Source organism: Micromonospora sp. LOL_021, from assembly GCF_048060215.1.
In the GTDB taxonomy this organism is placed as follows: domain Bacteria; phylum Actinomycetota; class Actinomycetes; order Mycobacteriales; family Micromonosporaceae; genus Micromonospora_E.
In genome coordinates this window covers 85,071-97,445 of record NZ_JBHMIN010000007.1, presented here as the reverse complement: position 1 = coordinate 97,445, position 12,375 = coordinate 85,071, and the positions used below count along the sequence as shown (strand labels likewise).

Below are 12,375 nucleotides of genomic sequence, written 5' to 3'. Positions count from 1 at the left end.
ATTCCCGCCCCTACCGCTCGCTGGCCAAGGCACCGGCGGGCGCCTCCGGCCGGCGGCTGCGGGTCAGCCAGAACAGCCCACCGGCGACGGCGAAGGTGAGCAGCACCCCGACGACACCGGCGACCGCCGTACCGAGGAAGGCGTTGTCCACGGCGGTCAGGCCGTAGTCGGCGAATGGGCTGTCGGCCAGCTCATGGTCCTGCGCGCCGGAGCCCATGCAGGCCCCACCGACGATCTCCTCGCCGTCGACCTCGCAGCCCTGGGTCGACGCCGAGTCCAGCCCGTCGGGCGAGCCGGAGGCGAAGTTGCTGACCACGCCGGCCAGCAGCAGCGAGACGAACAGGCCGGCCAGGATGAAGCCGGTGTTGCGCTTCATGCGACACCTCCGGTGGACGCGGGCTGGGTGGTGGGAGCGGCCGGCGTGCTCGGCCCGGTCGGACGGCGCAGACCGCGCAGGGCGTACACCAGGTCCGGGCGGGTCCGGGCGACGGTCAGCACGGTGACCGCGGCGATCAACCCCTCACCGACGCCGATCAGGACGTGCGTGCCGGTCATCAGGGCGAGCACCTGACCGAGGCCGAACTCCTGCAACTGGGTGGTGCCGCCGATGGCGTACTGCAGAACGAAGCTCAACGCGGCGGCGACCACACTGACCACCGACGCGACGAACGCGGTGACCGCCAGCCCGGTCGGGGTGCGCGGCAGCACCCGCAGCAGGACGAAGATCAGCCCGTACGCGGCGGCGGTGCCGACCAGCGCCATGTTGGTGACGTTCGGGCCGATGGCGGTGACTCCGCCGTCGGCGAACAGCAACGCCTGCACGATCAGCACGATCGACACGCAGAGCGCACCGACCCACGGGCCGACCAGTAGCGCGGCCAGCGCGCCGCCGAGCAGGTGGCCGCTGACCCCGGGCAGCACCGGGAAGTTGAGCATCTGGACGGCGAAGATGAACGCGGCGACCAGGCCGGCCATCGGGGCGAGCCGGTCGTCGAGGTCCCGCCGGCCGCGGACCACGCAGTACCCGAAGGCCACGGCGGCGAGGATGGCGTAGCTGATCGCTACGGGGCCGTTGAGCACCCCGTTCTGGATGTGGAGTGCATAGGGGTCCACCTGGTTCCTCCCGGCTGGGCAGTCCGTTGGTCGCGTGGCCAGCGTATTTCGCCATCACTGCTCTTGCATAGAGGATGCAACTAGCCATGGTTGGCGGGTCCGACCCGGTCGGTAGCGGTGGGAGTAGGCTCCGGCCATGACCTCAGCTGCCGCCGACGGGCCGGTCCGCCTCACGCCGGGCGATTCCGCCCCGGAATTCACCCTGCCGACCGACAGTGGCGACCAGTTGTCCCTCAAGGAGCTACGCGGGCGCAACGTGGTGCTGTACGCGTACCCGTCGGCGATGACCCCGGGCTGCACGAAGCAGGCGTGTGATTTCCGCGACTCGCTCGCCGGACTGCAGGCCGCCGGCTACGAAGTGGTCGGCATCTCTCCCGACAAACCGGAGAAACTCGCCAAGTTCCGCGAGCGCGACGGTCTCACCTTCCCGCTGGTGTCCGACCCGGACAAGGCCGTGCTCACCGCGTACGGCGCCTACGGTGAGAAGCAGCTGTACGGCAGGACGGTAACCGGGGTGATCCGGTCGACCTTCGTGATCGACGCCGAGGGGCGGATCACCAAAGCGCTGTACAACGTCAAGGCCACCGGCCATGTCGCCAAGCTCCGCCGCGACCTCGGCCTCGACTGAGGCGACAGCCCGCCTCCGACCCCGGCCGACCGGGATTCGGCTAACCTGTCCTCGGCACGTAACCTAGGAGCGCTCGGGGCCGTAGCCCAATTGGCAGAGGCATGCGACTTAGGATCGCACCAGTGTGGGTTCAAGTCCCGCCGGCCCTACCCAACGCCTGTCACCCAGGCCCACCCGGAGTTGACACACCGCAACGATGCCCCCACTCTCCGTACGGCTGGGTTTCGTCCTTGATCCGCCGCTCGACGACGCGCTGCGCGAGCGGATCATCGCGGTCCGGGCGGACGCGACCAACGTCGGCGGCGCGGTCGGGTTCGTCGCCCCGGTGACCGTCGCCGACGTGCGCCCGACCGCCGAGGCGCCGTTCGCCGGGGTCGCCGCCGGCGACGACCGGGACGAGATCATCATGTGGCGGGAGCTGATCGGCCCACCGACAAGCTGGTCAGCGGCAGACTGACGGGGTCGGTCAGCCGCAGGCTGGCGGTGGGTCGGCAGGAGCCGCGACCGGCACCGTCGACGGGCTGGCGGCCGCGCCGGGACCCGCTGCACCGGCGGTTGGCGACGGACCCGGCGAGGCCGACCCGGTGGGCGTTGGACCTGGCGACGGTGGTTCGGCGGTCGACGTGGTCTGCGCCGCCGTGGACCGGTCACCGGACCGGTCGGCACCGGAGCCGCCGGCGGCCGAGGACGACCCGGACGACCGGGAGCCGGAGCCGGAGCCGGAACCCGATCCGCCGCCGTACAGCCGCACGTCGGTCTGCTGGGTCCGCGCCGGGGCCAACTGGACTCCCGGCACGGTCGCCCGGTTGCCGTACACGTCAGTGACCCGCAGGGAGTACGGGCCGGGGCCGAGCCCGTCGTCGGCGAGCCAGTAGTTGTAGTCGTGCCGGACAAGTCCGCGCCACCCCGATCCGGTTCGGGCCTCGACCGTTGCGAGCGGGTTGCCGTGGTCGGTGACCCGCACGGCGAACCACCACTGCGACGCACCCTCCTTGACCCGCACCGCGAGCGGCCCGGTCGGCGGGTCGACCACTGCCCGGTAGCTGACGTCGACGATGCCCCGCACCGGGTCGGCGATCCGGGCGAACGCTTCCCGGGAAAGGTCGAGGTGGCCGGCGGCGCACTCCGGGCACTGGTCCATGACGACGACGCGGACGGTACCGCGGGGACCGGTGACGTCGAGGTACCCACCGCACGCGGCGGCGTCGGCGTACTCGGCCGGGCCGAGCGCGACGTACATCCGGTCGGCCGGAGCACTGTCGAACGAGCAGTTGCCGCCCTGCCCCTGCGCGTCGTAGAAGGTGGCCTTGCCCTGGTGGGTACCGCCGCCGACGGGCGGTGCCGCGCACGCCGGGCTGGCTCCGACCTGGGCGGCCAGCAGCAGGCCGAGCAGGCCGGCCCCGGCCGCCGCCGCACCGCCGGCCAGCCAGCGGGTCCGGCCACTACGGGTCGAGCCAGCGGACCGGGCCGGCCGGTCGGCCCGGGAAGGCCGGCGGGCATGGGAGGCGGGTCCGTCGTCGGTCACGTCCAGTGATGCTGCCGTACTGCGACGTACCCGGGCAACGGTCCTAAGTGAGACCTAAGAGTCGGGACCAGCCGCAACCACCACGTTGTCGCCGACGGTGATCCGTCCGGTGCCGTCCGGAATGATGTTCATCCCGAACAGGACACCCTTCGGGCCGCGGTGGTGTCGGGCGAGGATCCGCAGCGGCTGCTGGCCGCGTTCACCAGTGTCCTGGTCGGTGGTGGTCACGACGCAGCGGGTGCAGGTCTTGGCCACCCGGAAGGTGACGTCGCCGATCCGGATCCGACGCCCCAGCCACCCGTCCTCGGCCCAAACCGGCGCTCCACTGATCACCACGTTGGGGCGGAACCGGTGCATCGGCAACGGCGCGGCCGGGTCGCCCGACCCGACGAGCCAGTCGTTGACCGCGTCGAGGGAGGCGGCGTTGGTCAGCAGCACCGGGTAGCCGTCGGCGAAGCTGACCACGTCGCCGGGGCGGCCGTGGTCGGGGTCGACCGCCCGTACCGTCGGGTCGGCCAGCCAGGCCAGTCTGGCCGGTCGGCCGATGACCGCACTGATCCAGGCGTGTGCGGTGGTCTCGGCCAGCCGGGCCGGCACCGGGGCCTTGGCCCGGAAGACGCGGACCTGCACCGGCGGGCCGGCGACCGGTGCGGGGACATCCAGTGTGGGCGCGACCGGCAGGGGGACGTCCGGCGTCGGCCGGCCGGCGGTGTGCAGGGTGAGTCCACCGGCGACGACCCGCGGGTGGATACGGACCAGGGCCGGAGCCTCCCGCTGGGTGATGCCGACCCCGTCCGGGTCGATGATCATCCAGCGTCGGTCCCCGGCCAGGCCCCAGGGTTCGACCCAGGCCTCGTCGTGGTCGAGCCGGCGACACCCCTTGACCGGATACGTGTGCAGGGCGGCGACCCGTACGCCGGTCACGACGGCGGCCGGGTGCGGTCCGGGTTGCGATGCGGCGAGAGGCGTTCCACGCGCTGGTTCTACCACAGCCACCGCCGGTGCCGTCGCGGCCACCGTTGCCGACTGAATGAAATAATGCATACAGTGTCATGGTGAATGACAGCGAGGTCGTCCCGGCCGCTTCGGCCGAACGGGTGCTCGACCTGTTCACCGGTGTCCGCCTCACCCCCACCCAACGACGGATCGCGCACAGCCTGGTGCAGCACGCCGGCTCCGCCGCGTTCCTGTCCGCCGCCGAGGTCGCCGAGCTGGCCCGGGTCAGCCAGCCGTCGGTCACCCGGTTCGCGATGGCGCTCGGCTACGACGGCTACCCGGCGCTGCGCCGCCGGCTACGCGAGTTCGCCGTCAACCCGGCTGGCACCGGCCAGTCCGGCGCAGCGGCAGGCCTGCCGGCACCGCGCGGCGAGTCCCGGCGCGGCGGGCGGCGGGCCTACGCCGCCGACAACGAGATGCAGCGCGCGGTCCGCGCCGAGGCCCGGCATCTGAGCATGCTCGCCGACCAGCTCGGTGATCGGGACCGGCTCACCGCCGCCGGCACCCTGCTGGCCGGCAGCACCCCGCTGCCGGTACTGGGGCTGCGGGCCGCCGCGCCGCTGGCCAACTACTTCGGGTTCTTCGCCGCCAAGGTCCGCCCCGACGTACGGGTGCTGGACAGCGGCGGCAGCCTGCTGCCGGAGCGCCTGGAGCAGACCCGGGAGGCCGGCGCGACCGCGCTGCTGGCCATCGTGCTGCCCCGCTACCCCCGGGAGGCCGTCGACGCGCTGGTCGAGGCGCGCGCCGTCGGCCTGGCGGTGGTGCTGATCACCGACTCCCTGTTGAGCCCGGCCGCCGAACACGCCGACCTGGTGCTGACCGCCCCGGTCGGCGACCAACTGGTGTTCGACCTGCACGCCGCGCCGATGGCGTTGGCGATGGTGCTGCTGCAGGCGATCTGCGACGCGGCACCGGGCGAGGCGCAGCGCCGGCTGGAGCAGTTCGAGCGCTCCGCCGCCCAGCGCAACGTCTTCATCGGCTGACCACCCGGAAGGGACCGCGACATGGCTGAGCTGATCCGGGCGGCGCGCGGCGCCACCCGTACCGCCAAGGGGTGGCCGCAGGAGGCCGCGCTGCGGATGCTGATGAACAACCTCGACCCGGACGTCGCCGAACGCCCCGACGACCTGGTGGTCTACGGCGGCACCGGCCGGGCGGCCCGGGACTGGCCGTCCTACCACGCCCTGGTCCGTACGTTGACTGAGCTGGCCGACGACGAGACGCTGCTGGTCCAGTCCGGCCGGCCGGTCGGGGTGCTGCGCACCCACGAGTGGGCACCCCGGGTGCTGCTGGCCAACTCGAACCTGGTCGGCGACTGGGCGACCTGGCCGGAGTTCCGCCGGCTGGAGCAGCTCGGGCTGACCATGTACGGGCAGATGACCGCCGGCTCGTGGATCTACATCGGCACCCAGGGCATCCTGCAGGGCACCTACGAGACGTTCGCGGCGGTCGCCGCGAAGTTGGCGGCGGGCACCACGACCACGCCGGTCGACCCCACCGCGCCGCCGTCCTGGATCGACCGGGTCGGCACCGCGTCGCTGGCCGGCACACTGACCCTGACCGCCGGCTGCGGCGGGATGGGCGGCGCGCAGCCGCTCGCCGTCACCATGAACGGCGGGGTGTGCCTGATCGTCGACGTCGACCCGCAACGACTCGCCCGCCGGGTCGCCACCGGCTACCTGGACACCGTCGCCGGCTCACTGACCGAGGCGGTCGCGGCGACGCAGGCGGCTCGGCGGGACCGACGGCCGCTGTCGGTCGGCGTGGTCGGCAACGCGGCGACCGTCTTGCCGCAGCTGCTCGCCGACGGGGTCGAGATCGACATCGTCACCGACCAGACCAGCGCGCACGACCCGTTGAGCTACCTGCCGGAAGGGGTCGAGCTGGCCGACGCGGCGGCGTACGCCGGCCGGGCACCGCAGGAGTACACCCAGCGGGCCCGGGAGTCGATGGCCCGGCACGTCGCCGCGATGGTCGGCTTCGCCGACGCCGGCGCGGAGGTGTTCGACTACGGCAACTCGATCCGCGACGAGGCCCGGCTCGGCGGCTACGACCGGGCGTTCGACTTCCCCGGTTTCGTGCCGGCGTACATCCGGCCGTTGTTCTGCGCCGGCAAAGGCCCGTTCCGGTGGGCGGCGCTGTCCGGCGACCCGGCCGACATCGCCGCCACCGACCGGGCGATCCTCGACCTGTTCGGCGACGACGAAGCGCTGGCCCGCTGGATCCGGCTGGCCGGCGAACGGGTCGCCTTCCAAGGGCTGCCGGCCCGGATCTGCTGGCTCGGGTACGGCGAACGGGAACTCGCCGGGGTGCGGTTCAACGAGATGGTCGCCAGCGGTGAACTGGCCGCCCCGGTGGTGATCGGCCGGGACCATCTGGACTGCGGTTCGGTGGCGTCGCCGTACCGGGAGACCGAGGCGATGGCCGACGGATCCGACGCCATCGCCGACTGGCCGCTGCTCAACGCCCTGGTCAACACGGCCAGCGGCGCGTCGTGGGTGAGCATCCACCACGGCGGCGGGGTCGGCATCGGCCGGTCGATCCACGCCGGTCAGGTCTGTGTCGCCGACGGGTCGGCGCTGGCCGGGCAGAAGATCGAACGGGTGCTGCGCAACGACCCGGCGACCGGGGTGCTGCGCCACGTCGACGCCGGCTACCAGCTGGCCGGTCAGGTCGCCGCCGCCCACGACCTGCCGGTTCCGATGGGCCGCCAATGACCGGCCCGGCACCAGTGACCACCGCTGATCCGCTGGTCGAACGGTTCCGGGCGATGTGGGCGCAGCTCGCCGGCATCGGCCGCGACCCAGACACCGGCGGCTACCTGCGCTACGCCTGGTCGAGGGCGGAGCTGACCTGCCGGGGATGGTTCACCACCGAAGCCCGCCGACGCGGGCTGGCGGTGCAGGCCGACGGCAACGGCAACCTGTGGGCCGACTGGATACCGTCCGGTGTGGATCCGGCTGCCCCGGCGGTCGTCACCGGCAGCCACTTCGACTCGGTGCCGCACGGCGGAGGCTACGACGGACCGCTGGGCATCGTGTCGGCGCTGCTCGCCCTCGACGAACTGCGGGACCGGGGGTTCACCCCGGCCCGGCCGGTGACCGTCGCCGCGTTCGTCGAGGAGGAAGGGGGGCGGTTCGGCCTGGCCTGCCTCGGGTCGCGGCTGCTCACCGGCGGCGTGTCGGCGCAGTACGCACTGGGGCTGACCGACTCCGACGGGGTGACGGTGGCCGAGGCGATGCGGGCGGCCGGCGCCGACCCGACGGCGGCCGGGCCGGACCCGGACCGGCTGGCCCGGATCGGGGTCTACGTCGAGTTGCACGTCGAGCAGGGCCGAGCATTGGTCGACCTCGGTGCCCCGGTCGGCGTGGCCAGCATGATCTGGCCGCACGGCCGGTGGCGGCTGGAGTTCACCGGGTCCGGCGACCATGCCGGCACCACCCGGATGGTCGACCGCCGGGATCCGATGCTGACCTGCGCGCACACCGTACTCGCCGCCGACGCGCAGGCCCGCCGGCTGGGCGCGCACGCCACCATCGGCCGGGTCGCGGTGCGACCCAACGCCACCAACGCGATCCCGGCCCAGGTGCACGCCTGGCTGGACGCGCGGGCCGCCGACGACACCGCGCTGGCCGCGCTGGTCGACGCGGTCGGGGCCGACGCGGCGGCCCGGGCGCGGGCGGACGGGACGTCGGTGGCGGTGGTCCGCGAGTCGGACAGCCCGCCGGTCGCCTTCGACCCGGACCTGACCGACCGGATCGCCACGGCGGTCGAGGCGACGCTGCGCGGCCCGGTGCCAGTGCCGGTGCTGCCGACCGCCGCCGGGCACGACGCCGGTGTCCTGGCCGGACACGTGCCGACGGCGATGATCTTCGTACGCAATCCGACCGGGGTGTCGCACGCCCCGAACGAGCACGCCACCGACGACGACTGCGCCGCCGGGGTGCGGGCCCTCGCCGCCGCGCTGGCCGACCTGGCCGGCGAATGAGGCGGCCGGCAGACCGGGCGGCCCGGATGCAGGTGCCGGCAGCCGGGGCGGCCCGGACGAGGTGGTACGCCGAACACGCCTGGCTGGGCGGGCCGGCCCCGGCGGCCGGGGTGCTGATCGAGGCCGAGGCGGGCCGGTTCACCGCGGTCACCGCCGGGGTCGCGCCGCCGCCGGGCGTACCGAGGCTCGCCGGGGTGACCCTGCCCGGCCTGGCCGACACCCACTCGCACGCCTTCCACCGGGCACTACGTGGGCGGACCCACGACGACCGGGGCAGCTTCTGGACCTGGCGGGACCGGATGTACGCGGTCGCCGGACGCCTCGACCCGGACAGCTACCTGGCGCTGGCCCGCGCGGTGTACGCCGAGGCGGCGCTCGCCGGGGTGACCTGCGTCGGCGAGTTCCACTACCTGCACCACGATCCGCAGGGCCGGCGGTACGCCGAGCCGAACGTGATGTCCGACGCGCTCGCGCAGGCCGCCGCCGACGCCGGGGTGCGGCTCACCCTGCTGGACACCTGCTACCTGACCGCCGGGGTGGACGGGGCACCGCTGACCGGGGTGCAGCGCCGGTTCGGCGACACCGACGCGGCAGCCTGGGCGCAGCGGGCGCAGGCGTGGTCACCGACCGGTGACCACGTCCGGGTGGGCGCGGCGGTCCACTCGGTACGGGCGGTACCGGCCGCCGAGCTGCCGGTCGTCGCCGGGGCGGCGGCGCAGCGAGGTGCGCCGCTGCACGTACACCTGTCGGAGCAGCCGGCGGAGAACGCGGCCTGTCTGGCCCGGTACGGCCGGACCCCGACGGCGCTGCTGGCCGACGCCGGGGTGCTCGGCCCGGACACCACCGCGGTGCACGCCACCCACCTGACCGATGCCGACGTGACGCTGCTGGCCGGCGCGCGGGCCGGGGTCTGCCTCTGCCCGACCACGGAGCGGGACCTGGCCGACGGGATCGGCCCGGCCGGTCCGCTGTCGGCCGCCGGGGTCGCGCTCAGCGTGGGCAGTGACAGCCACGCGGTGGTCAACCTGTTCGAGGAGGCGTGGGCGGTGGAGACACACGAGCGGCTGCGCACCGGCCGGCGGGGACACTTCTCCCCCGGTGAGCTGATCTCGATGGCCACCGGAGCCGGGCACGCCGCGCTGGGCTGGGCCGACGCCGGCCGGATCGCGGTCGGTGCCCGCGCCGACCTGGTCACCGTCCGACGCGACAGCGTGCGGACCGCCGGGGCCGACCCGGCCGGTCTGGTGTTCGCGGCGACCGCCGCCGACGTCACCGACGTGGTGGTCGACGGCCGGCCGGTGGTGGCCGACGGCCGGCATCTGCACGTCGACGTACCGGCCGAACTGGCCGCCGCGATCCGGGCGGTGACGACCGGATGACGACGGGCACGTTGCTGGTGACCGGTATCGGGGAGCTGGTCACCAACGATCCGACGCACGACGGCGGCCCGCTGGGGCTGCTGACCGACGCGGCAGTGCTGGTCGACGGCGGCCGGATCGCCTGGGTGGGGCACGCGGCGCACGCGCCGGCCGCCGACCGGCGAATCGACGCGGACGGCCGGGCCGGACTGCCCGGTTTCGTGGACAGTCACGCGCATCTGGTCTTCGCCGGGGACCGGGCGGGCGAGTTCGCCGCCCGGATGGCCGGGGTCCGCTACGACGGCGGCGGCATCCGGACCACGGTGGCGGCGACCCGCGCCGCCAGCAACGACGAGCTGCGCGGCACCGTCGGGCGGCTGCGCCGCGAGGCGCTGCGGCAGGGCAGCACCACGATCGAGATCAAGAGTGGGTACGGACTCAGCGTCACCGACGAGGCCCGGTCGGTGCGGGTGGCGGCGGAGTTCACCGACGAGACGACGTTCCTCGGCGCCCATGTGGTGCCGGCCGAGTACGCCGACCATCCGGACGCCTACGTGGACCTGGTCACCGGCCCGATGCTGGCGGCCGCCGCACCGTACGCCCGCTGGGTGGACGTGTTCTGCGAACGCGGCGCGTTCGACGCCGACCAGGCCCGCGCGGTGCTCGCCGCCGGGGCCGCGGCCGGCCTGGGGTTACGGGTGCACGCCAACCAGTTGGGGCCCGGCCCTGGGGTATCGGTGGCGGTGGAGCTGGGGGCCGCCAGCGCCGACCACTGCAGCCATCTGTCCGACGCGGACGTCGCCGCGCTGGCCGGTTCGGCCACGGTGGCGACGCTGCTGCCGGGCGCGGAGTTCTCCACCCGGTCGGCGTACCCGGATGCCCGCCGGCTGCTCGACGCCGGCGCCACGGTGGCGTTGGCCACCGACTGCAACCCGGGCTCGTCGTACACCACGTCGATGCCGTTCTGTGTGGCACTGGCGGTCCGGGAGATGGGGATGACCCCGGCGGAGGCGGTCTGGGCGGCGACCGTCGGCGGTGCCCGGGCGCTGCGCCGCGCCGACGTCGGCGTGCTGCGCCCGGGTGCCCGCGCCGACCTGCTGCTGCTCGACGCACCGTCCCATCTGCACCTGGCCTACCGGCCGGGTGTGCCGCTGATCCATCAGGTCCTGCGTGACGGAGTTCCGACATGTCCACTGTGACGATCGAACCGGACGGGATGACCGCCGCCCAGGTGCGGGCGGTGGCCCGGGACGGGGCACGGGTCGAGCTGAGCCCCGGTGCGGTCGCGGCGATGACCCGCAGCCGCGACATCGTCGAGTCGATCGAACGCGACGGCCGCCCGGTGTACGGCGTCTCCACCGGGTTCGGCGCGCTGGCCAGCAGTTTCGTCGCACCGGACCGGCGTTCGGAGCTGCAGCACGCGCTGATCCGTTCGCACGCGGCCGGGATCGGCGCGCCGATGCCCGACGAGGTTGTCCGGGCCATGCTGGTGCTACGGGTGCGGTCGCTGGCGCTGGGCCGTTCCGGGGTACGTCCGCTGCTCGCGCAGGCGCTGCTGGACCTGCTCAACCATCGGATCACTCCGTGGGTGCCGGAGCACGGGTCGCTCGGCGCTTCCGGTGACCTGGCGCCGTTGGCGCACTGCGCGCTGGTGCTGATGGGTGAGGGCTGGGTGCGGGACCCGGACACCGGAGACCGGGTCGACGGCGCGGTGGCGTTGCGTCGGGCCGGGCTGGCCCCGGTTGAGCTGGCCGCCAAGGAAGGGCTGGCCCTGATCAACGGCACCGACGGGATGCTCGGCATGCTGCTGCTGGCGGTCGAGGACGCCGGGCACCTGTTCACCATGGCGGACGTCACCGCCGCGCTGGCGATCGAGGCGATGCTCGGCTCGGACCGGCCGTTCCAGGCCGACCTGCACACCATCCGGCCGCATCCCGGTCAGGGCGTGTCGGCCGGCAACATCCACCGGCTGCTGCAGGACTCGGCGGTGATGGACTCGCACCGCGACGATCTGCTGCACGCGGTGCAGGACGCGTACTCGATGCGCTGCGCGCCGCAGGTGGCCGGGGCGGCCCGGGACACGCTGGCGTTCGCCGGCACCGTCGCCGGCCGGGAGTTACGGTCGGTGGTGGACAATCCGGTGGTGCTGCCGGACGGACGGGTCGACTCGACCGGCAACTTCCACGGCGCGCCGCTCGGCTTCGCCGCCGACTTCCTGGCCATCGCGGCCGCCGAGGTCGGGTCGATCAGCGAACGCCGGGTGGACCGGCTGCTGGACGTCAACCGGTCCCGGGGCCTGCCGGCGTTCCTGTCCCCGGACGCCGGGGTCAACTCCGGGCTGATGATCGCCCAGTACACCGCAGCCGGCGTCGTCGCGGAGAACCGCCGGCTGGCCGCACCGGCCTCGGTGGACTCGGTGCCGACCTCCGGGATGCAGGAGGACCACGTGTCGATGGGCTGGGCGGCGACCCGCAAGCTGCGTACCGTGCTGGACAACCTGACCAGCCTGCTCGCGGTGGAGCTGCTGGCGGCGGTACGCGGTCTGCAGCTGCGGGCCCCGCTACGGCCCTCGCCCGCCGGGCAGGTGGCGGTGAAGCTGGTCGGCGGCATCGCCGGTCAGCCGGGGCCGGACATCTTCCTGGCCCCGGCGTTGGAGGCGACGCGCGCGGTGGTGGCCGGCACCGAACTGCGGGCGGAGATCGAGGCCCGGATCGGCCCGCTGCGCTGACCCGATGCGTGTCGCCGTCACACCGTGCCGGCCCGCTAT

Annotated in this window: 12 protein-coding genes and 1 tRNA gene; 9 read left to right on the top strand and 4 right to left on the bottom strand. The window is 74.0% G+C overall.

All coding sequences use genetic code 11. The features are described 5' to 3' along the window. Positions 1–10 precede the first annotated feature (10 nt). Together ACFHWT_RS07665 and ACFHWT_RS07660 are read right to left on the bottom strand one after the other, a co-directional pair. The gene (locus tag ACFHWT_RS07665; protein WP_416593872.1) at positions 11–376 is read right to left on the bottom strand and encodes a PDGLE domain-containing protein; all 366 of its coding nucleotides are present in this window, start codon (positions 374–376) and stop codon (positions 11–13) included. After that, complete coding sequence (locus tag ACFHWT_RS07660) at positions 373–1,113, bottom strand: energy-coupling factor ABC transporter permease (protein ID WP_416593871.1); 741 nt, start codon at positions 1,111–1,113, stop codon at positions 373–375. The genes ACFHWT_RS07665 and ACFHWT_RS07660 overlap by 4 nt, the downstream gene beginning before the upstream one ends. Before the next feature lie 136 nt (positions 1,114–1,249). On the opposite strand from ACFHWT_RS07660, the gene bcp reads away from it, so the two are divergent. From bcp to ACFHWT_RS07645, 3 genes are all read left to right on the top strand, one after another. Continuing rightward, entirely contained in the window at positions 1,250–1,741 is a 492-nt protein-coding gene (gene bcp, locus ACFHWT_RS07655) for a thioredoxin-dependent thiol peroxidase (RefSeq protein ID WP_416593870.1), read from the top strand. Between the two features lie 75 nt (positions 1,742–1,816). Beyond that, positions 1,817–1,890, top strand: a tRNA-Leu gene (locus ACFHWT_RS07650). 47 nt (positions 1,891–1,937) lie between these two features. Continuing rightward, entirely contained in the window at positions 1,938–2,198 is a 261-nt protein-coding gene (locus ACFHWT_RS07645; RefSeq protein ID WP_416593869.1) for a hypothetical protein, read from the top strand. A 9-nt stretch (positions 2,199–2,207) separates the two neighbouring features. Here the strand turns inward: ACFHWT_RS07645 and ACFHWT_RS07640 are convergent, their stop codons facing one another. Together ACFHWT_RS07640 and ACFHWT_RS07635 are read right to left on the bottom strand one after the other, a co-directional pair. After that, a complete protein-coding gene (locus ACFHWT_RS07640; RefSeq protein WP_416593868.1) occupies positions 2,208–3,266 on the bottom strand; it encodes an expansin EXLX1 family cellulose-binding protein in 1,059 nt (352 codons plus the stop codon). A 54-nt stretch (positions 3,267–3,320) separates the two neighbouring features. Then, positions 3,321–4,190: an MOSC domain-containing protein gene (locus ACFHWT_RS07635; RefSeq protein ID WP_416593867.1), complete on the bottom strand. Its 870-nt coding sequence runs from the start codon at positions 4,188–4,190 to the stop codon at positions 3,321–3,323. A 131-nt stretch (positions 4,191–4,321) separates the two neighbouring features. Here ACFHWT_RS07635 and ACFHWT_RS07630 point away from each other — a divergent pair, with 131 nt between their 5' ends. Genes ACFHWT_RS07630 through hutH form a run of 6 tightly spaced genes read left to right on the top strand, consistent with a single transcriptional unit; the run spans position 4,322 to position 12,336 of the window. Beyond that, positions 4,322–5,245 carry a MurR/RpiR family transcriptional regulator gene (locus ACFHWT_RS07630; protein ID WP_416593866.1) on the top strand — a complete coding sequence of 308 codons (924 nt, stop codon included), beginning with the start codon at positions 4,322–4,324 and terminating at the stop codon, positions 5,243–5,245. Positions 5,246–5,266: 21 nt separating this feature from the next. Continuing rightward, on the top strand, positions 5,267–6,979 hold the full coding sequence (locus ACFHWT_RS07625; RefSeq protein WP_416593865.1) for a urocanate hydratase: 1,713 nt from the start codon (positions 5,267–5,269) through the stop codon (positions 6,977–6,979). Next, positions 6,976–8,250 (top strand): allantoate amidohydrolase, encoded by a 1,275-nt coding sequence (locus ACFHWT_RS07620; RefSeq protein WP_416593864.1) that lies wholly within the window; start codon positions 6,976–6,978, stop codon positions 8,248–8,250. Before ACFHWT_RS07625 ends, ACFHWT_RS07620 begins: the two co-directional genes overlap by 4 nt. A 26-nt stretch (positions 8,251–8,276) precedes the next feature. Further along, a complete protein-coding gene (locus ACFHWT_RS07615) occupies positions 8,277–9,629 on the top strand; it encodes a formimidoylglutamate deiminase (protein ID WP_416593863.1) in 1,353 nt (450 codons plus the stop codon). Continuing rightward, entirely contained in the window at positions 9,626–10,807 is a 1,182-nt protein-coding gene (hutI, locus tag ACFHWT_RS07610; RefSeq protein WP_416593862.1) for an imidazolonepropionase, read from the top strand. The genes ACFHWT_RS07615 and hutI overlap by 4 nt, the downstream gene beginning before the upstream one ends. Beyond that, a complete protein-coding gene (gene hutH / locus ACFHWT_RS07605) occupies positions 10,795–12,336 on the top strand; it encodes a histidine ammonia-lyase (protein WP_416593861.1) in 1,542 nt (513 codons plus the stop codon). The genes hutI and hutH overlap by 13 nt, the downstream gene beginning before the upstream one ends. The last annotated feature ends 39 nt before the right edge of the window (positions 12,337–12,375 follow it).

Coding starts and splice junctions, on each gene's coding strand:
- ACFHWT_RS07665 (WP_416593872.1), bottom strand. CDS start 376: ATGAAGCGCAACACCGGCTTCATCCTGGCCGGCCTGTTCGTCTCGCTG.
- ACFHWT_RS07615 (WP_416593863.1), top strand. CDS start 8,277: ATGCAGGTGCCGGCAGCCGGGGCGGCCCGGACGAGGTGGTACGCCGAA.
- ACFHWT_RS07645 (WP_416593869.1), top strand. CDS start 1,938: ATGCCCCCACTCTCCGTACGGCTGGGTTTCGTCCTTGATCCGCCGCTC.
- bcp (WP_416593870.1), top strand. CDS start 1,250: ATGACCTCAGCTGCCGCCGACGGGCCGGTCCGCCTCACGCCGGGCGAT.
- ACFHWT_RS07620 (WP_416593864.1), top strand. CDS start 6,976: ATGACCGGCCCGGCACCAGTGACCACCGCTGATCCGCTGGTCGAACGG.
- hutH (WP_416593861.1), top strand. CDS start 10,795: ATGTCCACTGTGACGATCGAACCGGACGGGATGACCGCCGCCCAGGTG.
- ACFHWT_RS07625 (WP_416593865.1), top strand. CDS start 5,267: ATGGCTGAGCTGATCCGGGCGGCGCGCGGCGCCACCCGTACCGCCAAG.
- hutI (WP_416593862.1), top strand. CDS start 9,626: ATGACGACGGGCACGTTGCTGGTGACCGGTATCGGGGAGCTGGTCACC.